Consider the following 24,123-nt stretch of genomic DNA (forward strand, 5'->3'; position numbering starts at 1 on the left):
GAGTTGAACATGAAATTCTCAGTCTCTCTCTATCTCGAGCGCAAATCGCCCGACATGCTTATGACCGAGGTGGCGCAGAATGCGCTTGCGCTTGCCAAGCTGTCCGACCAGGGCGGTTTCGAGATGATCTGGACCGCCGAGCACCACACGATCGAACTGACGGTCGCGCCCAATCCGTTCACCTTCCTCACCTGGATCGGCCAGCATACCGAGCAGATCCGCCTCGGCACGGCGACGGTCGTCGCCCCCTACTGGAGCCCCATCCGGCTGGCCGGCGAGGCGGCGCTCTGCGACCATCTCACGGGAGGGCGTCTCGAACTGGGCATCGCGCGCGGCGCCTACCAGTACGAGTTCGACCGCATGGCCGGCGGCATCCCGCAGCAGCAGGGCGTCGCCTACATGAAGGAGTTGGTTCCCGCAGTGAGGAAGCTGTGGGAAGGCGACTATGCGCATGCCGGCGAGATCTGGAATTTTCCGACTGCGACATCCGTGCCCAAGCCGCTCCAGCAGCCGCATCCGCGCATCTGGGTGGCTGCGCGCGATCCGGGGACGTTCGATTGGGCAATCGCGCAAGGGGCCAACATCCTGTCGACCCCGCTCGCCGCGCCGAATTCCGAAATTGCGGTGCTCGGCGAGAAGTTCAGGAAGGCCTGTGCCGACCATCCGGAAATGCCGCGTCCGCGGTTCATGATGCAGCGCCGCGCCTGCCTCTACACGAAGCCCGAGGAGCGGGAGACGGCGATCCGGTGCAGCATGGAATATGGCCGGCTCTTCGAAAACCTCTTCCAGAACCTCGGCGCGGTCACCAACGGTTTTCCCGAAGCGGTTCCTTACGAGGCCGTCGCCGGCAAGGAAAATTACGATCCGGAGAACATCGAGCGAAATTTCCTCTTCGGCACGCCCGACGAGGTGATCGAGAAACTGCTCGACTACGAGGCCGCCGGCGTGGACCAGGTGAGCCTCGGCATCAACTTCAACGTTCCCTTCGAGCTGCAGAAGAAGACGATAGAGCTCTTCGCCAAGGAGATCATCCCGTTCTTTGCTGCGAGGGAAAGCCGGTCCGCGTTGGAAGCCGCGCAATGAGCGATCTCGAACACGTCACGAACGATGTGGCGATCCGCTACAGGATCCACGGCGACGGCCCTGAGCCGCTGCTGTGCATCCACGGGGTCGGCGCGTCCGGTGAATCCTGGGAGGACGTCGCCGCGCGCCTGTCGGATCGCTTCACGATCGTGACATTTGACCTGAGGGGACACGGGCGGTCGACGAAGGTGAAGGGGCGCTATGAAATTGACGACTTCGTCGAAGATGCGCTCTCGCTTGCCGACCATGTCGGGTTTTCCGATTTCAACCTCGCCGGATTTTCCCTCGGAGGGCTGATCGCCCAGCGCATGGCGCTGACGCACGCCTCCCGGGTGCGCCGCCTGTTCCTGTTTTCGACGGTGGCGAACCGGACCGAGGAGGAGCGCGAGCGGGTCCTGGCGCGGTTGCACGCGCTGAGGACGACCGAGCGCGGATCGCACTACGATGCGTCCATGTCCCGCTGGTTTTCCGATGCGTTTCGCGCGGCAAACCCCGAGCTTATGGCGCAACTGCGCGCGCAGAACGCCAAAAACGACCCGGAAAGCTACGCCGCTGCCTATCGCGTGCTGGCGGAAACCGATTTCGGCGGCCTGCTCGACCAGATTCGCTGCCCGACGCTGATCGCCACCGGCGAACATGACATCGGGTCCAACCCGCGCATGGCGCGTACCATGCATGAAGCGATCGTCGGCTCGGAGCTGGCCATTCTGGAGGGCCTTCGGCATTCGATCCTCGTCGAGGCGCCGGATGTCGTCGCAAGCCTCATCGGCACCTTCGTAAGCGGCAAGACGGTCCGCCGACGGACGTCCGATGCGTTGCGGGAGGAGCGCGCGCGATGATCGTCGAAGAGCGCAGCTACCGAATTCGTGGCGGAATGATGGGCGCCTACCTTCGCTTGGTGGAAGAGGAGGGGTTGGCCATCCAGCAGCCGATCCTGGGCGATCTCGTCGGCTATTTCGTCACCGACATCGGCCCGCTCAATCAGGTCGTGCATCTCTGGCGATATCAGGACCTGGAGGATCGGACGCAGCGGCGCAAGCGCCTTGCCGATGATGAACGATGGCAGGCGTTCACGCCGCGGCTTTCCGCCTGTATCGCGCAGATGGACAACAGGATACTCATTCCGACCGCATTTTCGCCGATGAAATAAGGCGCCCGGTCGGGCGGTGAAGGCAAATGCCGGAGACGGGAACCTCCGGCAGGCATCGAACTGGGATAGGGAACATGAGCGAGCGGCTAAAGATAGACAATCTCTACAAGATATATGGCGGCTCCCCGGAGCCCGCGATTTCCCGCCTCCGCAACGGGGCGACGAAGGACAGGGTCCTGGCCGAAACCGGGCTCGTTGTGGGGCTGAACAATGTCAGCCTCTCGATCGAATCGGGCTCGATCTACATGATCATGGGCCTGTCCGGCTCGGGAAAATCCACCCTTGCGCGCTGCGTCAACCGGCTGAATGAGCCGAGCGCCGGCAAGATCCTGCTCGATGGGCGCGACCTCGTGGCGCTCGACGAACAGGCGCTGCGTGAGGTGCGGCGCACGCGGGTCTCGATGGTGTTCCAGCACTTCGCCCTGCTGCCCAACCGCACCGTCCGGGAGAATGTCGAGTTCGGCCTAAAGCTGCGCCGTATCGCGCCGGCCGTGCGCCGCCGCAAGGCGGAGGAAATCCTCGCCGTCGTGGGCCTCGCGGCCTGGGGAGAGCGGATGCCGCATGAACTGAGCGGCGGCATGCGCCAGCGCGTGGGGCTTGCCCGTGCGCTGGCGACCGATGCCGACGTGCTCATCATGGACGAAGCCTTCAGCGCGCTCGATCCGCTGATCCGCGCGGAAATGCAGGATGAGCTGCTGCGCCTCCAGCGCACGCTCCAGAAGACCATCCTCTTCATCACGCACGATTTCCAGGAGGCGCTGAAGCTCGGCACGCGCATCGCCATCATGGCCGATGGGGAGGTCGTGCGGGAAGGCGAACCGCAGGACATCGTGCTCGATCCGCAAAGCGACTATGTCGCGGAGTTCACGCGCGACGTCGATCGGTCCCGGGTGTTCGACGTCCGCTCGGCCATGTCGGCTGCCGCGGCCGCCGACCTCATCGGCGGGCATCGCGTGGTGCTCTGCGCAAACGGCGGCTTCGCGATCGATGGAGACGGCCGCATCAAGGGACACATCGCCCGCGCAAGGATCGACGATCTGCGCGCCGGCGCCGACATCGCGCCCCTCATGGCGTCGAGCTTCAGCGCAATCTCCGCGGACGCCAAGCTGCTCGATGTGTCCCGCGTCTTCACGGCGGGCCAGCCTGTCGCTGTCCTGGATGGGGACGATTGCATCATCGGCACGGTTTCGCCGGAAGCGGTTCTGCGCCAGCTGTCCTCCTCTCCCGCCGCGCCGAAAAGCAAGGAAAAAGCACATGTTTGACGCAAACGATCTCGCAGTCCTGCCGGTCGCCCGCTGGATCCAGGCCGGCGTGGAGTGGCTTTCCTACAATTTCCGGCCGGTCTTTATCGCCATCAAGTGGCCGATCGAGAACGGGCTTGCGCTGACCGATGCGGCGCTGCAGTCGGTGCCGTTCCCGATCACGGTCCTGCTTTTCTCGGCGGTTGCATGGAAGCTGGCCGGTCGGTCGACCGCGCTCTTCACGGCCGTTTCGCTGGTCGTTATCGCCGCCCTCGGCGTCTGGTCCGAGGCCATGACGACGCTCGCGCTGATTGCGACCGCCATCGTCGTATGCGCGGTCATCGGCATCCCTGTCGGCATCTGGTCGGCGCGCAACGACCGGGTGTGGAACGTCGTCCGGCCGATCCTCGACATCATGCAGACGACGCCCACCTTCGTCTATCTGATCCCCGTCGTCATGCTCTTCGGCGTGGGCACGGTTCCCGGCGAGGTCGCGGTGATCGTGACTGCCGTCCCCCCGCTGATCCGCTTCACCAATATCGGCATCCGCCAGGTCGACAAGGAGATCGTCGAGGCCGGGCATGCCTTCGGCGCCGACTCGCGCCAGTTGCTCTGGGAAATCCAGCTTCCGCTCGCAGTGCCAACCATTCTCGGCGGCCTGAACCAGACCGTTCTGACCGCCATGGTCATGTCTGTGGTCATCGCCATGATCGGTGCCGAAGGGCTTGGCCTGGTCGTGATGCAAGGGCTTGGCCGGCTTGACGTAGGCCATGCCGCCATCGGCGGCATTGCGATCGTGCTGCTTGCGATGATCCTCGACCGCGTCACCCAGGGCATGGCCTCCAGGAGCGGACGGCCGAACCGATCGGCTGCGAAGGCCGGATTCTGGGCCCGGCTTTTCTTCCCGCACAAGCTGGAGGAGATCAAGACCTAATGACCATCTCATCGTCACCACAACGAGAAAACCTGAAAACCGCCAAAAAAGGGGAACGAAAATGCATAAGCTTTACAAGATGCTGACGGCCACGGCGTGCTGCGTCGCGATCACTCATGGCGCCTTTGCGCAGAGCCTGCCGGGCGAGGGCAAGACCATACGGTTCGCCCGCGGCGACAGCCTCGGCGCGAACTATATCCAGGACGACATTCTCATCCAGGGCTTGGAGAAGCTTGGCTATGACGTCAAGCTGACGACGGTCAGCACGATCGCGTTCTTCCAGGCCGCCTCGCAGGGCGACCTCGACGTGGCTGCGGACATCAACATCCCGCAGGAGATCGCCGCCTACGAGCCTGTCAAGGACACGGTCGAGCTTGTCGGCGACGGCAACATCGTCGGCGGGGGAACGAACGGCTATCTCGTCGACAAGAAGACGGCGGAGACCTACAACCTCACGAATTTCGAGCAACTCAAGGACCCGAAGATCGCAGCGCTCTTCGACGCGAACGGTGACGGCAAGGCCGATCTCGTCAATTGCGATCCGGGCTGGCAATGCGGCGACGTCGTCGACTACCAGGTGGAGAAATTCGGCCTCGCCGACACGGTGAAGACCGTCCGCGGCAAATACGAGGTCCTGCTCGCCGAAACCTTTGCGCGCTTCAAGCGCGGTGAGCCGACCCTCGTCTACACATGGCAGCCGTCGTGGGTCACGGACACGCTGAAGCCCGGCACTGAAACCGTCTGGCTGCCGATCCCCTACGACGCCATGCCCGACAATATCCATGCCACGAACGGGCACCTCGTGAAGGGTGTCGTTGGTTGCGCGGGCGGGCAGGATCCGTGCCGCATGGTAACGGGCTCGTGGAACTGGATGTCCGCCGCCAATCGCGACTTCATAGCGGAAAACCCGGCGGTGCGCGCTTTCCTTGCCGAGGCGAAGTGGCCGACCTCCACCTGGGCGGAGTGGGAATCGGAACTCAACAAGGACACGTCCGACCGCGCGATCAAGACGATCGCGGACGGGTGGATTGCGAAGAACCAGGCGCAGTTCGACGCGTGGGTGGAAGCTGCGGCGAAGGCCGTTGACTAGAGAAATTCCAGCAAAAGTGCGAAGCAGTTTTGCGTCCGGAATTACGTAAAAACAAAGAGGTAGAGCGTGTTCGCCATTCGAAGAATGGCGGAAATGCTCTGCGAATGTGGCAATCCCGGTGGAGGGCTCGTCGAGACCTCCACCCGAAGGAGTGAAAGGGAGATCGGAAATGAACATCGAGGTACGGCACGAGCTTGGCGACGAAGGCCCGAAAGACGCCGCGCGCCAGCACCTGATCAATCCGTCGGAAGAGATGGCCAAGCTTGGCCGGTCCGACCGGCCGCTTTTCACGCATGCGGATGGCATCTATGTGTGGGACGACGCCGGGCGCAAGCTGATCGACGGGCCTGGCGGCATGTGGTGCACCCAGATCGGTTACGCCCGCCGGGAAATCGCCGACGCCATCCGCGACCAGGCGATGACGCTCAGCTACAACTCGCCCTGGTACTTCGTGAACGAGCCGGCGGCGGAGCTTGCGCGCCGCATCGCCGAACTGGCGCCGGGCGACCTGAACCATGTGTTCTTCACGACCGGAGGATCATCCGCCGTCGATTCCGCACTCCGCTTCATGCAGTTCTACAACAATGTGCTCGGGCGGACGAACAAGAAGGCGATCATCTGCCGCATCGACGGCTACCACGGCAGTACCCAGTTGACGGCGGCCTGTTCCGGCCGCGCCTGGAACCGGCCGAACTTCGACCTCGCCTCCGACCAGATCGCCTTCATCTCCGCGCCCAACACCTTCCGCCGGCCGCGTGGCATGTCGGAGGCGGCCTTTCTCGATTTCCTCGTGGAGGAATTCCGATCCAAGGTCGCCGAGTTCGGACCGCAGAATGTCGGCGCTTTCCTCGCCGAACCGCTTCTGGCGTCCGGCGGCGTCATCGTGCCGCCGAAGGGCTACCACAAGCGAATCCTGGAGATCTGCCGCCAGCACGACATCCTCTATATCTCCGACGAGGTGGTCACGGCCTTCGGACGGTGCGGTCATTGGTTCGCGTCCGAGGATGTCTTCGATATCGTTCCCGACATCATCACCTTCGCCAAGGGCGTCACGTCAGGCTACCTGCCGCTCGGCGGCCTCGTGATCTCGGATGCCGTCCTTGGTCGCATCAGCGGGGAAAATGCGAAGGGCAGCTTCTTCACCAACGGCTATACCTATAGCGGCCATCCGGTGAGCTGCGCCGCGGCACTCGCCAATATCGATGTCATTTCCCGCGACCGCATACTTGAGCATGTGCGCGAGACAGCGCCATACTTCCAGGAAAGAATCGGGTCGCTGCGGGACCTGCCGCTTATCGGCGATACGCGCGGAACAGGGCTGCTCGGATGCGTGGAATGTGTGACCGATCCTTCTTCCGAGCAAGCGACCAAGCTCGACGCCGAAATGGCCCTTCGTGTTGACCGCGAATGCTACGAGGCCGGTCTTATCGTGCGGCCGATCTCGAACATGTGCGTGCTCTCCCCGCCGCTCATCATCACGCGTGAGGAGATCGACACGATCGTCGGCATCCTCCGGCGCAGCATCGAAAAGGTCACGAAAGAGCTTCGGGTCGAGGGCCGGATCTGAAAAACGCCGCCGCCGCGCCATGGGCGCGGTGGCGGTTTCCTATTCGTCGAGAAGCTTTGAAATCCTCAACGCCAGCTCGAATTCAAAACGCTTCTGCGACGATTCAAGATCGAGGCCGAACAGGTCGACGATCCGCGAGAGCCGGTAACGCAGCGTGGTGACATGGATGGCCAGCTGGTCCGCGCACTGCTGGTTGCGATAACCCGCATCCACGAAGCTCGAAAGCGTCTCGTAGAATTTCGTATCGTGCTCGCGGTCATGGAGAATGATCGGGCCTAATGAAGCGTTGATATGCGTTCTGATCTGCTGCAGATCGGCGGTGACCAGAAGCATGCTCAGCGGACCAAGCATCGAGGCGGAGACGACGCCGCGTTTTGCAAGCGAGAGGGCGATGTCCATGACGCAGGACAGCCGCTCGAATTGCAGCGCATAGTCGGAAAGCCGCTCGCAGGGATCGCTGATCGCGATCGTCGGCGTGTCGCGATGGTGGCGCATCACTTCCTGCATGATCTTCGCGGTGACGGTCTTCAGGTAGGCGGGGCTCGGCGCCTCGGGCTCCGGCAGCCAGACGACGATGCCATTCTGCCTGGCGATGACCACCGCGCGCGGTTCGAAATGTTCCGCCAGAAAGGAAAGGCCGCGCAGGATCCCGTCCCGCACCTGGCTCCGGATCGCGTCGGCATTGATGTAGGACACATAGAGAAGCCGGTGGCGCGCGCCGGTCCTGATGCCGAATTTCAAGGAGCGCTGCGCGATGTCATTTTCGCTTTTCCAGCTGCCTTCGATCAGTTCGATGAACAGCGCATCGAGGGAGCGCTGTTCGAACTGGAAGCGGATCTGGTTGCGCATCAATTGAACACTGAGGGCCTGCTTGGCGCTTTCGATGAGCAGAAGGTCGATTTCCGGAATTTCTTCGTCGCCGATGAAGATCAGCGCCCCGACCGCCTTTCCGTCTACAGTCAGGCCGTGCATGCGGGCGACCGCCGTGGTGGTCTGCGTCCCCTTCGTATAGTGGAAATCGACATTGGCGGTCGCGCCACCGGCGAGGCTTTCCGAGGCTAAGGTAAGGATTCTATCGCCCAGTTCGCTCTCGACATAATGCCGCCATTCATCATCGTCGTAGAAGCGCGGGTCCGGGCTCTTGCTCGGGAGGATCGTGTTCGTCGTCCAGTCGACCACAAGAAGCGGCTGCTTGAAGATCGGATCGATCGTGGCAGCGAGATTGCGCACGGAGTCGTCGGAGAGCGCCTGGTTCATCCACTGTATGTGTCGCCCCAGAACCTCTCCCTTCTGCTCCGCGGCAGTCTTCTGGGCCAGAATGTGCTTCTGTTTCTCCAGTGCTGCGGTTCCCAGCTGCACGATCAGCTTGATGAGGGACAGGTCATCCTGCGTGAGTTCCTTGATCTCGCGCGAGACGAGGGTGAGGACGATCGGGCGCCCCAGCAGATCGGTGCAGGCCATGGGCGTCACGAGGACGCTGCTGTAGTCCTTCTCGATCGATTCCCGCTGGAAGCCCGGAAACTCGGCGGATGTCTTGGCGTTGGGAATGAAGACCGGTTCGTTGTAGCGCAGGGCGACCAGGGAGGGGCTCGTTGCCAGTGCCCAGTTCGTCGCCCCGTCGTTCGGCACCAGTGCCGGGTCGTAGCGGACCGTGACATAGGCGTAACCGCTTGCCAGATCGATGCTCATGATCGTCCCGCGATACCAGTTGAGATGGTGGCATGCCGCGCGGATCAACTGCCTGAGGATGGTGTCGGTATCCTGCTCGGCATTGATCGACGTCGCGATATCGCTCAACGACGCGATAAGCTGGCTTACGTCCATGTCTCTCCCCCGGCTTCAGAAGCTCCTATTATTCTATAGCACGTTATCGCAAGCTTCCTCTTTTTTGAGGAAGATCAAGCGCCCTGTTTCCCTAGTCTTTGGCCATCCGAAAGCCAGGCATGGAGGTTGTGTGATGGCGCCCGCAATTCGAAAGTTCGTGACGTTTATCGAGGAGACCTTCATTGAAGGGGGACGACATTCAGACCGGCCCGTCACCGCCGTCGGCGTTGTCGCCATTCTGGAAAACCCCTGGGCGAACCAGCCCTTCGTCGATGACCTCAGCCCGATCATCAATGCCTATGCGCCCATTCTCGGCGAGGAGATGACACGTCGTCTCGTTGCCGTGCTGCCGGCGGAGCGCATCGAGGCCTATGGCAAATGCGCGGCCGTGGGGCTGAATGGCGAGGTCGAGCACGGTTCGGCGCTCATCCACACCCTGCGGTTCGGCAATATCTTCCGTCATGCGGCGCAGGGTAGCAGCTACTTGAGCTTTGCCAACACGCGCAATGCTGCCGGCGCGCTGCTCTCGCTGCCGATGACGCACAAAAGCGTTACGGGCACCCGCTCGCATTTCCTGACCCTGAACCTGCAGGTGGCGGATGCGCCTCGGGAAAACGAGGTCCTCATCGCGATCGGCGCGTCCGATGGCGGAAGGCCGCATGCACGCATCGGCGACCGCTTTCGCGACATGGAGGAGATGGGGATCAAGGCGTGACCTTGAACCCCGCAAACGGCAAGTGCACGGAGAGGGCGGACGGGATGCTGGACAGAAGACAATTCTATATCGACGGAAAATGGTGTGCGCCTGCGCAGGAAAGGACGATGGAGGTGCTCAATCCGGCGACGGACGAGCCCTTTGCCGTCATTTCCTCCGGCTCGGAGCAGGATGTCGACCGGGCCGTCGCCGCTGCCCGGTCCGCCTTTGCGTTCTGGAGCAAGGTCGGACTGACGGAAAGGCTCGGCTATATCCGCCGGATCGTCGATATCTACCAGTCCCGTCTCGCCGAAATGGGGAAGGCCATCTCGCAGGAAATGGGCGCGCCGATCGACTTCGCGACCCACTCCCAGGCTGAAGCCGGCCTCTACCACGCAAGGGCCTTTCTGGCGGCGCTCGACGAGTATCGTTTTGAAGAGCTCTTGCGGCCGGACCTGCCCGACCAGAGGATTCTTCACGAACCCATTGGCGTCTGCGGCCTCATCACGCCGTGGAACTGGCCCATGAACCAGCTGGCGCTGAAAGTCATACCGGCAATCGCGACGGGCTGCACCGTTGTTTTGAAGCCCTCCGAAATCGCGCCGATTTCCTCCATGCTGTTTGCCGAATTCGTCGACGCTGCCGGGCTTCCCGCCGGCGTCTTCAACCTCGTCAACGGGGAGGGGGCGATCGTCGGCGAGGCGCTGAGCCGCCATCGCGACGTCGACATGATATCGTTCACGGGCTCCACCCGTGGTGGCGCGGCAGTGTCGCGCGCCGCTGCGGCAACCGTGAAGCGTGTGTCGCTGGAACTCGGAGGCAAGTCGCCGTTCATCGTCTTTGCCGACGCGGATGTGCAGACCGCCGTGGCACGCGGCGTCATGCAATGTTTCAACAATACCGGGCAATCCTGCAACGCCCCGACGAGGATGCTCGTCGACAAAACGGTGTATGACGAAGCCGTCGCGGTCGCAAAGGCGACAGCCGAGGCCGTTGCCATCGGCCAGCCGGACGAACCGGGCGATCATCTAGGCCCACTAGCCTCGCACGGCCACTATGCACGGGTCCAGGACCTGATCGACGTCGGCATAAAGGAAGGCGCGCGCGTCGTCGTCGGGGGGCTTGGCCGTCCCGATGGATTCGAGAAGGGAAGCTTTGTCCGGCCGACGGTCTTTGCCGATGTGGACAATACCATGACGATCGCCCAGGAGGAGGTGTTCGGCCCGGTCCTCACGATCATTCCGTTTTCCGGCGAAGACGAGGCTATCGCCATAGCCAATGACACTCGCTTCGGCCTTGCCGCATTCGTCGAAACCGCGGACCTCGACCGGGCGCAGCGGGTGGCGCGACAATTGCGCGTCGGCATGGTCCAGATCAACGGCACGCCCAAGGCGGCCGGCAGCCCGTTCGGTGGCTACAAGCAGTCCGGAAACGGGCGCGAAGGCGGCAGATGGGGCCTTGAGGACTACCTTGAGGTCAAGCTCATCAGCGGTTGAACGAATGGCTGATCGCGACATGGAAATGGTCGCGATCGGTGTTCACTCCGTTCCAGCAGCCGTCAGGCGTATCGCGCAACGGCAAGGTCCCTGGCATCAATATCCGGTTTCCTGCCAGAGACGATGTCGGCAATGACGCGGGCGGAACCCGAGCTCATCGTCCAGCCAAGCGTACCGTGGCCGGTGTTGAGGAAGAGGCCGGCGATCTTCGTCGCACCGATGACCGGCGTGCCGTCCGGCGTCATAGGCCGAAGGCCTGACCAGAAGGTGGCCTTGCCGGTATCCCCGCCAGGGAACAGGTCCATGACGGAATGCTCCAGTGTGCGGCGACGGGTCAGGCCGAGATCGTTGGTGTAACCTGATATCTCTGCCATGCCGCCGACGCGGATGCGATCACCAAGGCGGGTGATCGCGATCTTGTAGGTCTCGTCCATCACCGTCGATTCCGGCGCACGCGCCGCGTCCGTGATCGGGATGGTCAGTGAATAGCCCTTGACCGGATAGACCGGCAGGCGAATGCCGAGGGGACGTACCAGCAGCGGCGAATAGCTGCCGAGCGCCACAACCACCGCGTCGGCTGACAGCTTTCCCGTGCCGGTCGCAACGCCACGCACCCTTCCTGCGTCAACGTCGAGGGCATTGATTGCGGTGTTCCACATAAAGCGAACGCCGAGCGCCTCTGCCTTGGCCGCCAATGCATTGGTGAACTTGAAACAATCGCCGGTCTCGTCCTTCGGCGTCAGCAGGCCGCCGACAATTTTTTCGCGCACATGCCTGAGCGCCGGCTCCACACGGATGCAGCCCTCTGGGTCGAGCACCTCATAGGGAATGCCGTCGGCGGCGAGCGCCTTGATGTCCTTGGCGGAGGCGTCGAGCTGCGCCTCGGTGCGGAAGAGCTGCAACGTACCCTGCATGCGTTCGTCATACGCAATGCCGGTTTCCTCGCGCAGGGCGGTGAGCGCGATGCGGCTATAGTCGGCCAGCCGCAGCATGCGGCTCTTGTTGATGGCGTAGCGCCGCGAGGTGCAGTTCGTGAGCATCTGCGCCATCCAGGAAAGCATGGCGGCATCGATCTTGGGCCGCAGGATGAGCGGCGCGTGCTGCATGAACAGCCACTTCATCGCCTTCATGGGTATGCCGGGAGCGGCCCAGGGCGAGCAGTAGCCGAAAGAGACTTCGCCGGCATTGGCGAAACTCGTCTCCAGCGCCGGGGCCGGCTGGCGGTCGATGACCGTGACCTCGTGGCCGGCCCTGGCAAGCTGATAGGCCGACGTGACGCCGATAATGCCGGCGCCCAGAACGATGACTTTCATGTATCCTCACTTGGAAAGAAGGGGGTCAGCGGTATTGCCGCTCGTATCGGCGGCCGAGACCGGTCAGAATTTCGTAGGAAATGGTGCCGGCGTCGCGTGCGACATCCTCAAGCGTCTGGTGAGGTCCGAGCACCTCCACGAGACTGCCGCATATCAGGCGGCCCGCCGGCAGGGCGGAGATGTCGATGATGATGCTGTCCATCGAGACGCGTCCGATGATTGGCAGGCGGATACCGTCGCAATAGACCGCGCCCCGGCCACTGAGACTGCGCGGCAGACCGTCCGCATAACCGGCGGCAATGGTGGCAAGCCGCATCTCGCCCGTCGTGACATGGCTGGCGGCATAACCGACACGCGTGCCAGCCGACACGGTGCGTGTCTGCACGACGGCGACATCGAGGCGCACGACCGGCTCCATTGGGTTGTCACGCCCGGCGGTTGGCGCGCCGCCATAGAGCGCGATGCCGGGGCGGGCGAGTGCACCATGGTAGACCTTGCCGAGAAAGATGCCGCCCGAATTGGCGAAGCAAACGTCGAATTCGGGAAACTCGACCGAGATGCGCTCCATCTCGGCACGTTGGTCATCGTTCTGGCCGCTGTCGACATCGTCGGCGGAGGCGAGGTGACTCATGATGAAGAGGACCTCAATCCGGCCGTCGGCCTCGACGTATTCTGAAAGCATCGCCCGGTCTTCCGGCGGCACGCCGAGGCGCGACATGCCGCTGTCGAATTGCAGCACCGCCGGCAGCGTGCGCCTGAGCACCTTTGCGGCGGCAGACCATTGCCGCCACTGTTCCAAAGAATTGATCACCGGCACGATGCCGCTGCGTGCGCAGGCGAGTTCGTTTTCGGGCTGCAGGCCGTTCAGCACGAAGACTGCGGCGTCCGCGGCAAGAAGCGGCCGCAGGTGGAGGGCTTCGACAAACTGGGCGACGAAGAAATGACGGCAGCCCTGCGCGTAAAGCTCGGGCGCGACCCGATTGGCGCCGAGGCCATAGGCATCCGCCTTGACGACCGCCGCCGCGCGCGCGGGCGCTACCTCCGTGACCAGCTTTTGGTAGTTGCGGGCAAGTGCGGCAAGATCAATGGTCAGATAGCCCGTTGCGCCGCCCGTGCGGATCGCCTCGTTCTGCGCGTCTTCCTGAATTCCGATATGCATTTCCAGCCCCCAACTTCAGCGGAGCCTATTGAAACGATCGCGAAATTAGGCACTAAATGGCGCTTGATTATTGTGCTAGATCACGATTTTTGAATGAAACAACGAAGATTTGGAATGATCTGCGATGATGGCTCTGGACGCAATCGACCGCAATATCCTTAGGCTCCTCCGGCTGGATGCGCGCATGAGCAATGCGAGCCTCGCCGTCGAAGTGGGTCTTTCGCCTTCGGCCTGCCTGCGGCGGATCAAGCTGATGGAGCAGACGGGCGTCATCCGCGGTTATACCGCGCTCGTGGATGCGGGAAATGTCGAGTCCACAATTGCCGTCATCATCAACGTCACGCTGGAACGGCAAACGGAAGACTACCTCGATCGCTTTGAGGCGGCCGTTCGCAAATATCCGGAAATTCGAGAGTGCTTCCTGATGACGGGCGGCTCGGACTACCTGCTGCGCGTTGAGGTCGCCAATGCAGGCGAGTTCGAGCGCATCCACAAGGAAATCCTCTCGGCCATGCCGGGTGTTTCACGGATCCATTCAAGCTTCGCAATCCGCAACGTGCTCGCGACACGGCCAAGGAGACAATCAAAGCGCGTCTGAATGGAAACAGGTGGGGCTGTTGCGATGCCACAGTTGGCGGCGACGGCGACGCCTCCTGATCCACAGCGCGCCACAGCCAGTGCTTCTTGCCACGGATCGAAACGAAATGGCTTGATCTCGTGTCATCCATGACGCCGAGTCTCGCCGTGGAAGAGAATCGCGTCCAACGACCTTTCGGAATCGGTTCGCGCGGATCGATTCATGCGCGTGATGGGTTCGCGATGTTAACAGGTGTCAACGCGGCCGTGGTGAATCCGGTGGATGACCGCGGAGGCGCCAGGGGCGAAAAGCCCGGTTTTCCAGCCTCGCGCCGGGTTCGGCGTTAAGATTTCGTTAACCAAAAAACGCTTGACGCGACTCGGAAGCTGCCGCACCGTCCCTAACGGAACCGGGCGAAGATTGTGACTTTCGCCGTAACTGCCAAAAGCATCTGTAGATTCTCCCGTCCTCGCATATCCCCGGGGTGGAGAATCGGAGACACTATAGGCGAGACGATCCGCCCGATCATGACGGGACAGGGGGATTGGCGCGACGACTAAGCCCAGGGATTGGGCAAGGAACGGAGACTGCGGATGGCCAAGCCGTCGGAGACAGCGTTGGGAGAACAGGTGCCGCTTCGCCCGGCCGACGAGACCATTGCGGAAGATGCGCATGCGCTTTCCGTGCAGCTCCAGGCGATGCGCGACCGGCTCTTCCCGCCGACCTCGCAGAAGACGCTGCGCAGCTTCACCTCCGGCGAGGCGGCGCGGCTGATCGGCGTGTCGGACGGCTACCTGCGGCAGATCTCGCTGGCGGGGGAGGGGCCTGAGCTTGCGACCGGCCCCGGCGGCCGGCGCATGTATTCGCTCGCCGATATCGACGCGCTGCGCCATCACCTCGCCGAGCAGGCCCGTGCCAAGGGCAATGCCGCCAAGGCCCGCGCCTATGTGAAATGGCGCGACCCCGCGCGCGGCGAACACCTGCAGGTCATCTCCGTCACCAACTTCAAGGGCGGCTCCGGCAAGACGACCTCCTCCGTGCATCTCGCCCAGCATCTCGCGATGACCGGCCACCGGGTGCTCGCCATCGACCTCGATCCGCAGGCCTCGCTTTCGGCGCTCTTCGGCTACCAGCCGGAACTCGACCTCGTCGGCAACGACACGATCTACGGCGCGATCCGTTACGACGCAGAGGTGCGCCCGCTGTCGGCGATCATCCGGAAAACCTATTTCCACAATCTCGACCTGGTGCCGGGCAACCTGGAGCTCCAGGAATTCGAGCATGCGACGCCGCGTGCGCTGACCGAGCGCAAGGCCGGCGAGGCGCACGGCCTGTTCTTCACGCGGGTGCAGGCAGCGCTCGCCTCGGTCGCCGACGACTATGACGTGGTGGTGATCGATTGCCCGCCGCAGCTCGGCTACCTGACGCTGTCGGCGCTTTGCGCCTCCACCTCGGTCATCGTCACCGTGCATCCGCAGATGCTCGACGTCGCCTCGATGAGCCAGTTCCTGTTCATGACCTCCGACCTGCTCGGCGTGGTGCGTGAGGCGGGCGGCCAGCTCAATTTCGACTTTTTGCGCTACCTCGTCACCCGCTACGAGCCGCATGACGGGCCGCAGGCGCAGATCGTCGGCTTTTTGCGCTCGCTCTTCGGCAACCGGGTCCTGACCTCGGCCATGCTGAAATCCACCGCCGTCTCGGATGCCGGCCTCACCAAGCAGACGCTCTACGAGGTCGGCCGCGAAAACTTTTCGCGCGGCACCTATGACCGGGCGATGGATTCGCTGGAGGCCGTCAACAGCGAGATCGAACAGTTGCTGCACACTGCATGGGGACGCGCATGATGACCGGCCGCGACCGCAAGAATTCCATCAAGGCCTTGTTCGGCGGCGATATCCTGCCGGCGGGCGAGGTGGCACCCGAGACGAAATCGCTGCCCGCCGCCGGCGAGCCCGGCCGCACGTCGTCCGGCGCCGTCAAGGCGATGGGGCTGACGCTGTCCTCGATCACGCGCGAGGCCGAAGAGGCCCGCGCGCTGCGCCAGGCGCTGGAGGAGGGCGAGCGCATCGTCGCGCTCGATACCGACCGCATCGAGGCGTCCTTCGTCAACGACCGGCTTTCCGACGAGGAGCGCGACGACGCGGATTTTCTGGCGCTGGTCGACAGCATGCGCGACAGCGGCCAGCAGGTGCCGATCCTCGTTCGCCCCGCACCCGCCACGGATGGAGGAGGGGAGGGCCGCTACCAGGTCGCCTATGGTCATCGCCGCCTGAAGGCCGCGCGCCGCCTCGGCCAGAAGGTCAAGGCGATCGTGCGGGCTTTGTCCGACGAAGAGCTGGTGCTGGCGCAGGGCAAGGAGAATGCCGAGCGGCGCAACCTGAGTTTCATCGAGCGCGCGCTGTTTGCCCAGGCGCTGGTGGCGCGCGGCTTCGAGCGCCGGCTCGTGGGCGACGCGCTCGCCGTGCAGAAGAGCGAGCTGTCGCGCCTGCTTCAGGTGGCCGACAGCGTGCCCATCCGTTTCGTGCGCGAGATCGGCCCGGCGCCGAAGGCGGGGCGCGAACGCTGGATGGCGCTGGGCGCGCTGTTCGAGAACGGCAACGGCGCGGAAATCGAGAAGGCCGACGACGAGGTCACGTCCGAGCAGTTTCGCCGGGTCGGCAGCGACGAGCGGTTCCAAAAGCTGTTCGACCGGCTGATGCATCGCGAACCGAAGGCGGCGCCGGCGGTGGAAGAGATCCGCAAGGCCGATGGCGGGCTTCTCGCCAGGGTGGAGCGCAAGGGCAAGGCGGTGCGCATCGCGTTCCCGCCGGATGTCGACCCGGCCTTCATCGCGCGGCTCACGGCGCGGCTAGAAGAGGATTATGCGGCTTTTCTCGCGGGGAAAAGCTGAGCCCGAGACACACTGATTCGGCCGTGTGAACGGCCGGCAACACCCAGAGAAACCAGCGGAAGGAAGCGCGGAGACAAGAAAAAAGGCCCCCAAAACGTCACCATTTCGGAAGCCCTCTTCTATGTAGCAATTCGAGAGAATCACTTCCAAGGGTCAAAGTCAAGCGTCGTCGGCATCTGATGCTGCACGGCACAAGGGACTTCGCCTGCCTGACCGGCGGCGTTGACGGGACCTCCTTGCCTCTCAAAAGAGGACCCGACCATGATGGAGCAGATTGCAACGACGCCTTTCGGCGGCGGACGGATGAGTGCGCGCCTTTTCATGCGGCAGCGCGAGGCGGCGGAGCGGCAGGAAAAGCTGCGCGCCGGGGGCGGCGGCAATGACAATGGCCGCGCCGACAAGTGGCAGCTGATGCGCGCCGTGACGGAGGCGCGCGGCGTCTACGGCATCGGCGACCGCACGATCAGCGTGCTGGAGGCGCTTGTCTCCTTCGCCAATGAGCGCGAGCTCGACGGCACGGCGCCGATCATCGTTTTCCCGTCCAACCGCGAGCTTTCGCTGCGGGCGCGCGGCATGGCCCCGGCGACGATCCGGCGGCACTTGGCGGCGCTCGTCGAGGCCGGCCTGATCTTCCGCCGCGACAGCGCCAACGGCAAGCGTTTCTGCCGGCGCGACGAAAAGGGCGCGCTGGAGGATGCCTTCGGCTTCGATCTCGCGCCGCTGGCGCTGAAGGCCGGCGAGATCTTCGAGGCGGCCGAGCGTGTGCGTGCCGAGGACAGGGCCATGCGGGCGCTGAGGAGCGAAGTGACGCTGCACCAGCGGGATATTGCCAAGATCATCGCCACGGCGCTGGAAGAGGGCAGGGCGGGCGATTGGCTCGGTCTTGCCGCCCGTCTCGCCGATCTCGTGGCAGGGCTCGGACGCCGCACCGCCGCAGACATCCTGGCCACACGCCGCGATAGCCTGCAGCGTCTTCGGGCCGAAGTGGAAAACGCTTATCTCTCAAGCCTTTCAGAGCAAGAAATGAGCGGCAGTGAGCATCAATCTGAGCAGCATATTCAGAATTCAAACACAGACCAACCAATTGAACCATATGGCCGGGAAAATGAAACGGCGAAGGCGGCACCCGAGCAGAAGATGGCGATCAGCCTCGACCGGCTGATGCGGCTCTGCCCGCAGATTGCCGATTATGCCCGCAGCGGCGTGAAAAGCTGGACGGACCTCGTGGCGGCGGCGGATCTGGTGCGCTCGATGCTGGGCATTTCGCCCGATGCCTGGCGCAAGGCGAAGGCCGCGATGGGGGATGCGGCGGCCGCGGTGGTGATCGCGGTGCTTCTGGAGCGCGGCGAAGCCATCCGCTCGCCCGGCGGCTATCTGCGCGACCTCACCGACAAGGCGGAACGTTCGGCCTTCAGCATCTATCCGATGGTGCAGGCGCTGGAACGCGGGCAGGGGCGGGCGTGAGGCGGTTGACAGCTGTCACAGGCCGGTGCGCTCCCGGCAAATTGCGCGCAAAAAAAAGGGCCGACGGAAAACCGTGGCCCTTGAAGTGTGAAGGTCAAAAACCTCCAGAGGGGAACAGCTGATGCGATGGACTGGGAGGAACCATCACGTGCATCAACTGCAGGCACTATGCCCAACTTTTGACCTTTTGATAAACATTTTTTGTGCAGTGCAGCTATGCAGGAACGCGAGGGCTGGTTGCCCTCACTTCAGCCGCACATCCAGCCCGAGCGCCTCGGCGATGAAGATGGTCTGGTCGATGGTGATGATGGCGTCCTTGAGGTGGATGGTTTTGAGCTCGATGGCGCTGAGATCGCTTCCCCTGAGGTCGCAGCCGGTGAAATCGGCATTGTGCAGGAGCGCGCCGGAGAGGTCGGCATTGCGGATCGAACCCGCGCGGCACTGGGCGCCCGTCAGGTCCGCCTCGCGCAGCCTCGTGCCGAAAAACGAGGCGCGGCCGAGATCGGCATGGGCGAGGCCCGCAAAGGACCAGTCGCCCTCCACCACCTTGATCGTGTCGAAGGCGCAATCCTCGAAACGGCTGCCGATGAATTTGCAGTTGGTGAAGCTCGCATCGAAGAACTTGCAGGCGATGAAGGTGCAGTTGACGAAAGCGGCATCGCGGTGGGCCGAGGCGTTGAAGCGGGCGCTGCGGAACACGCAGTCGGAAAAGACGCTGCCGATATTCTCCGCCTCCGTCAGGTCGAGATCGGAAAACAGCGTGTCCGCGTGACGCTCCCGCTCAAGTTTGCGGCCGTACCAGTCGGCGCGGGTGATCGTCGTTTCCGGATGCTGGCCGCTCACAGCTCCTCCAGCGTATCGCCGAAGCGTTCGATGCCGCGCAGGCGGGTGCGGCCGGCAGCGCCGGCGCGTTCGATCGCGCGGGTGGTGATGAGGTGGCAGACGGCCATGACGGAGACGTGGTTGAAGAGGGGGCCGGGGGCGAGCGTCTGGCAGCGGAAGTGCCAGGTGGCGCTCGCCCGGTGGGCGACGCCCTCGTCGGTAATGTAGAGCAGTTTCGCGCCGCTCTTTTCGATGGCCGACAGGATCGCCTCCATCTGCGCGATGCGGCGGCGCAGGCCGAAGACGATGGCGACGTCGCGCTCGGTGACGCTGACCAAGTGCTCGCCGAGCGTCTGGCCGGCGCCGGGGATGGCGACGATGTTTTCGGCGACCTGCGTCATCTGCCATTGCAGGTAATCGGCAAAGGGGTGGGAGCTGCGAAAGCCCACCACCCAGGTCTTTCGCGCTTCCAGCACGGCGTCGGCCACGGCGTTGACTTGAGCGTCGGTGATGGTGGCGAAGGTGCCTTCGAGATTGGCGATGCCCTGGGCGACATGGGCTGCCACCGACTGGTCGCCTGCCGCATCCGTCGAGGTGGCGAGGAACAGGCGCGAGCCGGTCTGACGCTCGTCGCGGGCGTGGCGGCGCGCCTCTTCGTAGTTCTCGTAGCCGAGGCGGCGCACGAAGCGGGTGACGGTGGCGTTCGAGACCTGGGCGAGCCGCGCCAGTTCGGAGGCGGAATAGCTCGCAAGCTCGCCCGGAAAATCGCAGACGAAATCGCCGAGCCGCCGCTCCGCCGGATGCAGGTCGTCCAGCGCATCCCTCACCCGAAACAGGAACGAACGATCCGTCGAACTCATCTCACCCCACCGCAGCCTTTGCCATCGCCTGCTTGTAACGGAGGGACCGGCCTTCGGGAAGAACAGAGCGCCCACAAGTTTCTCTTGAAAAACTCATTTCTTGAAGGCATAGTGTGAAAATTGATTTTCACGCTGATGCCAGGAGGAGGAGACTATGGCAGCAGAAGGTATGGTACAGTCCGGCAAATCATCGCCGGTCATTCGGCAACTGGAAGGCGCGCTCACCCGGATTGGAGTGACCGGGGCGCACAAACAGATCATCGCATTGGTGCTGATCGGCTGCCTGTTCGACAGTTTCGAGCAGAACACGATCGGCGTGTCCGGCCCGCTCCTGAAGGAGCACTGGGGCCTGACGGGCACGGATATCGGCTTCCTGAACACGATCACCTTCGGCAGCGCTGCCATCGGCCGCCTGCTTTCGGGCATTCTCGGCGACCGCTACGGCCGCCGCGTCATGCTCACCGTCAACCTGCTCCTGTTCTCGCTGGGCTCGGCCGCCTGCGCGCTGGCGCCGGACTTCATGTTCCTGTGCATTGCGCGCGCCATCGTCGGCTTCGGCGTCGGCGGCGAGATTTCGACCGCCGTCACCATGCTGTCGGAATTCTGCTCGCCAAAGTTCCGCGGAACGGCGGCCGGCCTCGTCAATGTCGGCGCCGGCGGCTTCGGCAACTTTCTCGCACCCGTCTACGGGCTGATGATCTTCAGCATCTTCCCCGGCGAAGACAGCTGGCGCTGGCTCTTCGCCTCGCTGGCGCTGCCGGCCCTGCTCGTCGTGTTCTACCGTCGCTACGTGCCGGAAACGCCGCGTTTCCTTGCCTCGCAAGGGCGGATCGACGAGGCGAACAAGGTGCTCTCGGTGCTGGAATCCGGTTCGCTGCGGCCGAAAAACCTGGTGGTGCGCGAGCACCTGACGAAGGACCAGGCGACGGATGCGCCGCCGACCAAGGGCGCCTGGAAGGAACTGTTCCGCGCTCCCTTCCTCGGCCGCATCGTGCCGGTGTCGATCGCGATCCTGATGAGCTATGGCGCCCAGCTTTCCGTGCTGACGCTGATGCCGGTCATCTTCGTCTCGATGGGCTATACGCTGCAGGGCAGCCTGCTCTACAGCATGATCATCCAGAGCGGCAGCGTGCTCGGGGCGATTGCGGCCTCGATGTTCGGCTACTACTTCCCGCGCAAGCGCGTGCTGACCGTCGGCGCGATCTGCGCCTGCCTGGCGGCGCTGTCGATCATGTATCTCGGCACCACCATCTATCTGGTGCTGTTCTTCGGCGCGCTCTTCCAGTTCTTCGTGCTCCTGCTCAACACGTCCATCTGGATCTATGCGCCGGAACTGTTCCCGACCCGCATCCGCGCCTTCGGGGTGGCCTTCATCCTGGCTTCGGGCTCGGCGGCCGGGTCCTTCGTGCCCACCATTTCCGGCGCGCTGTTCGACCATTACGGCATGGTCGGCGTGTTCGGCCTGGCGGCGGCGATGTATGCGGTCTTCGCGGTCTGCATTCGTCTCGGACCGGAAACCTACGGCATGTCGATGGAGGACATCACGCAGCGCGCCGATGCCACCACCGAAAGCCCGGAGCTTGCCGTGCAACCCCTGAAAGCTGGAGCTTGAACCAAGCATGACCCCGCACATCCTGTTGATCAATCCCAACAGTTCCGAGGCGACGAGCGAGATGATGCACGCCATCGCGCTCAACGCTCTCGCCGGCAGGCTGGCGGTGAAAACCGTCACCGCCAGCCGGGCGCCCTCCATGATCGTCACGCCCGAGCAGCTCACGGCTTCGGCCGCCGAGGTGGTCGAACTGGGCACGGCGCATGGCAAGGCCAATGGGCGGGGGTGTGCGGGGATCATCGTCAGCGCCTTCGGCGATCCCGGCCTTGCCGAGCTTCGCCGCAAGGTGGCGGTTCCGGTTGTCGGCATCTGCGAGGCCTCGATGATCGAGGCTTCGGAGGGCGGGCGGCGGTTCGGCGTGGCAACCTCCACGCCGGATTTGGCCGAGGCGATCGGTCAGCGGGCGCATGATCTCGGCCTTGCCCATCTCTATACGGGCATCCGCTGTACGGCCGGCGATCCGGTGGCGCTTGCCGCCGATCCCGCCCTTCTCATCGAGGCACTCGCCGGTGCGGTCGGCGCGTGCATCGGGGAGGACGGCGCGCAGGCCGTGGTCATCGGCGGCGGCCCGCTCGGCGAAGCCGCCAAGGCACTCCGCCCCCGTTTCGGCAAGCCGGTGCTGGGGCCGATCCCGTCGGCCGTCGAGCGCATCGTCGGCCTCATCGGCGAGGCCGACCGGGTGTCCCGGGCGATCTAGAGCATTTCCAGGAAAAGTGTGAAGCGGTTTTCCGTCCGGAAATGCGCAAAAACAAATGCTTTAATCCAGGATTGCCATCTTCAGCTCGGCGTCGCGGCCGAGCGTCGTCATCCATTCGGTGAACTGCGGCCGGCTCTTGATCTGCCGGCCGTAATGGCGACGGAGGGCGGCCGTCAGGTCGCCCTTGCGGCTGAGCTGTTCATCGGCAAAACCCACCATCTGCGAATTCGGCCAGGCCTGCGGACGGATGGCGACGAGGCGGGCGAACAGGCTTTCGGCCGGCTCGTCCGGGTTCGCCTGCGCCATCAGCGTCAGCATGGCGGCCGTCGAGCGCGACACGCCCATATGGCAATGCACCAGAAGGTGGCTCGGTCCCTTGGCATCCTGCCGCGCCTGGAAATCCGTGCCGAAGCGCAGGATTTCCTGCGTGTGGTCCGGGTGCGGCATCACGCGCTCGGGCGCGGCGGCGATGATATCGTGGAAGCGCAGCGTCGTGCGGTGATGCGTGCCATAGGCCAGGAAGGCTTCCAGCTCCGGATAGTCCGGATCGATGATGGACAGCACATGGGTGACGTTGCGCGTGCCGTGGCCCGGCAGTTCATCGATCCCGCACACCGTCAGCTCCGGCGTAAAAACCACATCCATGTCCATCTCCAAGACTGCGTTTCGGCTTTGCCGCAGATAGCACCTGCGCCGCCCGCCGGGCAAACCTATTCGGCCCGGTTTTGGAACCCTGTCGCGGCAAATGGGTTTTTTCGGGGAAGACCAGGAGGTGACCCATGTTTGTCGTTCTCGGAGCAACCGGCCATATCGGCGCAAACCTCGTGCGCGCGCTCGACCAGGCGGGCCAGCGGGTGATCGCCGTGCTGCACGATGCGGACAAGGCCGGCGCCATCGCAACGGCAAGGGTGGAGCCGGCGGTGGTCGACATCACCGACACCGAGGCCCTGCACAAGGTGCTGCGCTGCGGCCACCGCGCCTTCCTGCTCAACCCGCCGGCCGATACGCGCGGCGACAGCGACGCCGCCGAGCTTGCGACGGCGCGCAGCATCACCGATGCGCTGGAAGGTTCGGGCCTCGAAAAGATCGTCGTCGCCTCGACCTATGGCGCGCAGAAGGGCGAGGCGATCGGCGATCTCTCGGTGCTCTACGACTTCGAGCAGCGGGCGAAGGCGAGCGGCATTCCCACCGCCATCGACCGCGCGGCCTATTATTATACCAATCTCGACATGCTGCTGGACCCGGCGCGCGGCGGCACGCTGCCGACAGCCTTTCCGGCCGACATGGTGCTGCCGATGGTCTCGCCGACGGATCTGGCGGAAGCGGCCTATCGCCGGCTGGTGAGCGGGCTCGACGATGTCGGCATCCGCTATGTCGAAGGTCCGCGGGCCTATACGTTCCAGGACGTCGCCAACGCCTTTTCCGCCACGCTCGGCCGGCCGGTGGTGGTGGAGACCACGCCGCGGGAACATTGGGAGCAGAGTTTTCGCGACGCCGGCTTTTCCGTCGAGGCAGCGCGCGCCTATGCCCGCATGACGGCGGCAACGGTGGACGGGCCGGCCCGGCCGGACAATCCGATCCGCGGCACGGTGACCTTGCAGGCCCATATCGACGGCCTGGTCGCCTCCGGCACGACATGAGCCGGAGGCG

Annotated in this window: 22 protein-coding genes; 16 read left to right on the forward strand and 6 right to left on the reverse strand. The window is 63.9% G+C overall.

Annotated elements, in window-relative coordinates:
* The first annotated feature begins 9 nt into the window (after positions 1-9).
* From AC1Q6Z_RS26200 to AC1Q6Z_RS26230, 7 genes are all read left to right on the forward strand, one after another.
* Positions 10-1,083, forward strand: coding sequence for an LLM class flavin-dependent oxidoreductase (locus AC1Q6Z_RS26200; RefSeq protein WP_492649810.1), 1,074 nt, complete (start codon positions 10-12; stop codon positions 1,081-1,083).
* Positions 1,080-1,922 carry an alpha/beta fold hydrolase gene (locus tag AC1Q6Z_RS26205; RefSeq protein ID WP_492649811.1) on the forward strand — a complete coding sequence of 281 codons (843 nt, stop codon included), beginning with the start codon at positions 1,080-1,082 and terminating at the stop codon, positions 1,920-1,922. The genes AC1Q6Z_RS26200 and AC1Q6Z_RS26205 overlap by 4 nt, the downstream gene beginning before the upstream one ends.
* Positions 1,919-2,233, forward strand: coding sequence for an NIPSNAP family protein (locus tag AC1Q6Z_RS26210; RefSeq protein ID WP_256119130.1), 315 nt, complete (start codon positions 1,919-1,921; stop codon positions 2,231-2,233). Before AC1Q6Z_RS26205 ends, AC1Q6Z_RS26210 begins: the two co-directional genes overlap by 4 nt.
* A 74-nt stretch (positions 2,234-2,307) precedes the next feature.
* The gene (locus AC1Q6Z_RS26215; RefSeq protein WP_492649812.1) at positions 2,308-3,495 is read left to right on the forward strand and encodes a quaternary amine ABC transporter ATP-binding protein; all 1,188 of its coding nucleotides are present in this window, start codon (positions 2,308-2,310) and stop codon (positions 3,493-3,495) included.
* Complete coding sequence (locus AC1Q6Z_RS26220; RefSeq protein WP_492649813.1) at positions 3,488-4,408, forward strand: ABC transporter permease; 921 nt, start codon at positions 3,488-3,490, stop codon at positions 4,406-4,408. Before AC1Q6Z_RS26215 ends, AC1Q6Z_RS26220 begins: the two co-directional genes overlap by 8 nt.
* 61 nt (positions 4,409-4,469) lie before the next feature.
* Positions 4,470-5,498, forward strand: a complete 1,029-nt coding sequence (proX, locus tag AC1Q6Z_RS26225) for a glycine betaine/L-proline ABC transporter substrate-binding protein ProX (RefSeq protein WP_492649814.1) — start codon at positions 4,470-4,472, stop codon at positions 5,496-5,498.
* A 169-nt stretch (positions 5,499-5,667) separates the two neighbouring features.
* A complete protein-coding gene (locus AC1Q6Z_RS26230; protein WP_492649815.1) occupies positions 5,668-7,065 on the forward strand; it encodes an aminotransferase in 1,398 nt (465 codons plus the stop codon).
* 39 nt (positions 7,066-7,104) lie between these two features.
* Here the strand turns inward: AC1Q6Z_RS26230 and AC1Q6Z_RS26235 are convergent, their stop codons facing one another.
* Positions 7,105-8,889: a helix-turn-helix domain-containing protein gene (locus AC1Q6Z_RS26235; protein WP_492649816.1), complete on the reverse strand. Its 1,785-nt coding sequence runs from the start codon at positions 8,887-8,889 to the stop codon at positions 7,105-7,107.
* A 133-nt stretch (positions 8,890-9,022) separates the two neighbouring features.
* On the opposite strand from AC1Q6Z_RS26235, the gene AC1Q6Z_RS26240 reads away from it, so the two are divergent.
* Positions 9,023-9,604, forward strand: a complete 582-nt coding sequence (locus AC1Q6Z_RS26240; RefSeq protein WP_492649817.1) for an amino acid synthesis family protein — start codon at positions 9,023-9,025, stop codon at positions 9,602-9,604.
* Between the two features lie 44 nt (positions 9,605-9,648).
* Entirely contained in the window at positions 9,649-11,079 is a 1,431-nt protein-coding gene (locus AC1Q6Z_RS26245; protein ID WP_256119137.1) for an aldehyde dehydrogenase family protein, read from the forward strand.
* A 62-nt stretch (positions 11,080-11,141) separates the two neighbouring features.
* Here AC1Q6Z_RS26245 and AC1Q6Z_RS26250 read toward each other — a convergent pair whose 3' ends face one another.
* Together AC1Q6Z_RS26250 and alr are read right to left on the reverse strand one after the other, a co-directional pair.
* Entirely contained in the window at positions 11,142-12,392 is a 1,251-nt protein-coding gene (locus AC1Q6Z_RS26250) for a D-amino acid dehydrogenase (protein ID WP_492649818.1), read from the reverse strand.
* A 25-nt stretch (positions 12,393-12,417) separates the two neighbouring features.
* On the reverse strand, positions 12,418-13,551 hold the full coding sequence (gene alr, locus AC1Q6Z_RS26255; protein ID WP_492649819.1) for an alanine racemase: 1,134 nt from the start codon (positions 13,549-13,551) through the stop codon (positions 12,418-12,420).
* Between the two features lie 124 nt (positions 13,552-13,675).
* Between alr and AC1Q6Z_RS26260 the strand changes: the two genes are divergently transcribed.
* From AC1Q6Z_RS26260 to repC, 4 genes are all read left to right on the forward strand, one after another.
* Positions 13,676-14,149, forward strand: a complete 474-nt coding sequence (locus AC1Q6Z_RS26260; RefSeq protein ID WP_256119140.1) for an Lrp/AsnC family transcriptional regulator — start codon at positions 13,676-13,678, stop codon at positions 14,147-14,149.
* A gap of 572 nt (positions 14,150-14,721) precedes the next feature.
* Complete coding sequence (repA, locus tag AC1Q6Z_RS26265; protein WP_256119141.1) at positions 14,722-15,972, forward strand: plasmid partitioning protein RepA; 1,251 nt, start codon at positions 14,722-14,724, stop codon at positions 15,970-15,972.
* Positions 15,972-17,018, forward strand: a complete 1,047-nt coding sequence (repB, locus tag AC1Q6Z_RS26270) for a plasmid partitioning protein RepB (RefSeq protein WP_492649882.1) — start codon at positions 15,972-15,974, stop codon at positions 17,016-17,018. The genes repA and repB overlap by 1 nt, the downstream gene beginning before the upstream one ends.
* 261 nt (positions 17,019-17,279) lie before the next feature.
* The gene (gene repC / locus AC1Q6Z_RS26275; protein ID WP_492649820.1) at positions 17,280-18,482 is read left to right on the forward strand and encodes a plasmid replication protein RepC; all 1,203 of its coding nucleotides are present in this window, start codon (positions 17,280-17,282) and stop codon (positions 18,480-18,482) included.
* Between the two features lie 243 nt (positions 18,483-18,725).
* Here the strand turns inward: repC and AC1Q6Z_RS26280 are convergent, their stop codons facing one another.
* Both AC1Q6Z_RS26280 and AC1Q6Z_RS26285 read right to left on the reverse strand, forming a co-directional pair.
* Positions 18,726-19,325: a pentapeptide repeat-containing protein gene (locus AC1Q6Z_RS26280; protein WP_492649821.1), complete on the reverse strand. Its 600-nt coding sequence runs from the start codon at positions 19,323-19,325 to the stop codon at positions 18,726-18,728.
* Complete coding sequence (locus AC1Q6Z_RS26285; RefSeq protein ID WP_435269117.1) at positions 19,322-20,164, reverse strand: MurR/RpiR family transcriptional regulator; 843 nt, start codon at positions 20,162-20,164, stop codon at positions 19,322-19,324. The genes AC1Q6Z_RS26280 and AC1Q6Z_RS26285 overlap by 4 nt, the downstream gene beginning before the upstream one ends.
* Before the next feature lie 154 nt (positions 20,165-20,318).
* Between AC1Q6Z_RS26285 and AC1Q6Z_RS26290 the strand changes: the two genes are divergently transcribed.
* Together AC1Q6Z_RS26290 and AC1Q6Z_RS26295 are read left to right on the forward strand one after the other, a co-directional pair.
* Entirely contained in the window at positions 20,319-21,776 is a 1,458-nt protein-coding gene (locus tag AC1Q6Z_RS26290) for an MFS transporter (RefSeq protein ID WP_439629469.1), read from the forward strand.
* Between the two features lie 7 nt (positions 21,777-21,783).
* Complete coding sequence (locus AC1Q6Z_RS26295; protein WP_492649822.1) at positions 21,784-22,473, forward strand: aspartate/glutamate racemase family protein; 690 nt, start codon at positions 21,784-21,786, stop codon at positions 22,471-22,473.
* Positions 22,474-22,533: 60 nt separating this feature from the next.
* On the opposite strand, the gene AC1Q6Z_RS26300 is transcribed toward AC1Q6Z_RS26295, so the two are convergent.
* Positions 22,534-23,118, reverse strand: a complete 585-nt coding sequence (locus tag AC1Q6Z_RS26300) for a tyrosine phosphatase family protein (RefSeq protein ID WP_439617313.1) — start codon at positions 23,116-23,118, stop codon at positions 22,534-22,536.
* 134 nt (positions 23,119-23,252) lie between these two features.
* Between AC1Q6Z_RS26300 and AC1Q6Z_RS26305 the strand changes: the two genes are divergently transcribed.
* Positions 23,253-24,113: an NmrA family NAD(P)-binding protein gene (locus AC1Q6Z_RS26305; RefSeq protein WP_492649823.1), complete on the forward strand. Its 861-nt coding sequence runs from the start codon at positions 23,253-23,255 to the stop codon at positions 24,111-24,113.
* The last annotated feature ends 10 nt before the right edge of the window (positions 24,114-24,123 follow it).

The sequence above is a fragment of the Shinella sp. GW835-FHT14H05 genome (assembly GCF_058793575.1).

Bases quoted from the DNA above. Each gene is read 5' to 3' on its own strand.
- alr (WP_492649819.1), bottom strand. From the start codon at position 13,551: ATGCATATCGGAATTCAGGAAGACGCGCAGAACGAGGCGATCCGCACG.
- AC1Q6Z_RS26295 (WP_492649822.1), top strand. From the start codon at position 21,784: ATGACCCCGCACATCCTGTTGATCAATCCCAACAGTTCCGAGGCGACG.
- AC1Q6Z_RS26220 (WP_492649813.1), top strand. From the start codon at position 3,488: ATGTTTGACGCAAACGATCTCGCAGTCCTGCCGGTCGCCCGCTGGATC.
- AC1Q6Z_RS26285 (WP_435269117.1), bottom strand. From the start codon at position 20,164: ATGAGTTCGACGGATCGTTCGTTCCTGTTTCGGGTGAGGGATGCGCTG.
- AC1Q6Z_RS26230 (WP_492649815.1), top strand. From the start codon at position 5,668: ATGAACATCGAGGTACGGCACGAGCTTGGCGACGAAGGCCCGAAAGAC.
- repA (WP_256119141.1), top strand. From the start codon at position 14,722: ATGGCCAAGCCGTCGGAGACAGCGTTGGGAGAACAGGTGCCGCTTCGC.
- AC1Q6Z_RS26260 (WP_256119140.1), top strand. From the start codon at position 13,676: ATGATGGCTCTGGACGCAATCGACCGCAATATCCTTAGGCTCCTCCGG.
- AC1Q6Z_RS26215 (WP_492649812.1), top strand. From the start codon at position 2,308: ATGAGCGAGCGGCTAAAGATAGACAATCTCTACAAGATATATGGCGGC.
- AC1Q6Z_RS26240 (WP_492649817.1), top strand. From the start codon at position 9,023: ATGGCGCCCGCAATTCGAAAGTTCGTGACGTTTATCGAGGAGACCTTC.
- repB (WP_492649882.1), top strand. From the start codon at position 15,972: ATGACCGGCCGCGACCGCAAGAATTCCATCAAGGCCTTGTTCGGCGGC.
- AC1Q6Z_RS26300 (WP_439617313.1), bottom strand. From the start codon at position 23,118: ATGGATGTGGTTTTTACGCCGGAGCTGACGGTGTGCGGGATCGATGAA.
- AC1Q6Z_RS26305 (WP_492649823.1), top strand. From the start codon at position 23,253: ATGTTTGTCGTTCTCGGAGCAACCGGCCATATCGGCGCAAACCTCGTG.
- AC1Q6Z_RS26205 (WP_492649811.1), top strand. From the start codon at position 1,080: ATGAGCGATCTCGAACACGTCACGAACGATGTGGCGATCCGCTACAGG.
- AC1Q6Z_RS26245 (WP_256119137.1), top strand. From the start codon at position 9,649: ATGCTGGACAGAAGACAATTCTATATCGACGGAAAATGGTGTGCGCCT.
- AC1Q6Z_RS26210 (WP_256119130.1), top strand. From the start codon at position 1,919: ATGATCGTCGAAGAGCGCAGCTACCGAATTCGTGGCGGAATGATGGGC.
- AC1Q6Z_RS26290 (WP_439629469.1), top strand. From the start codon at position 20,319: ATGGCAGCAGAAGGTATGGTACAGTCCGGCAAATCATCGCCGGTCATT.
- AC1Q6Z_RS26235 (WP_492649816.1), bottom strand. From the start codon at position 8,889: ATGGACGTAAGCCAGCTTATCGCGTCGTTGAGCGATATCGCGACGTCG.
- AC1Q6Z_RS26200 (WP_492649810.1), top strand. From the start codon at position 10: ATGAAATTCTCAGTCTCTCTCTATCTCGAGCGCAAATCGCCCGACATG.
- AC1Q6Z_RS26250 (WP_492649818.1), bottom strand. From the start codon at position 12,392: ATGAAAGTCATCGTTCTGGGCGCCGGCATTATCGGCGTCACGTCGGCC.
- repC (WP_492649820.1), top strand. From the start codon at position 17,280: ATGATGGAGCAGATTGCAACGACGCCTTTCGGCGGCGGACGGATGAGT.
- proX (WP_492649814.1), top strand. From the start codon at position 4,470: ATGCATAAGCTTTACAAGATGCTGACGGCCACGGCGTGCTGCGTCGCG.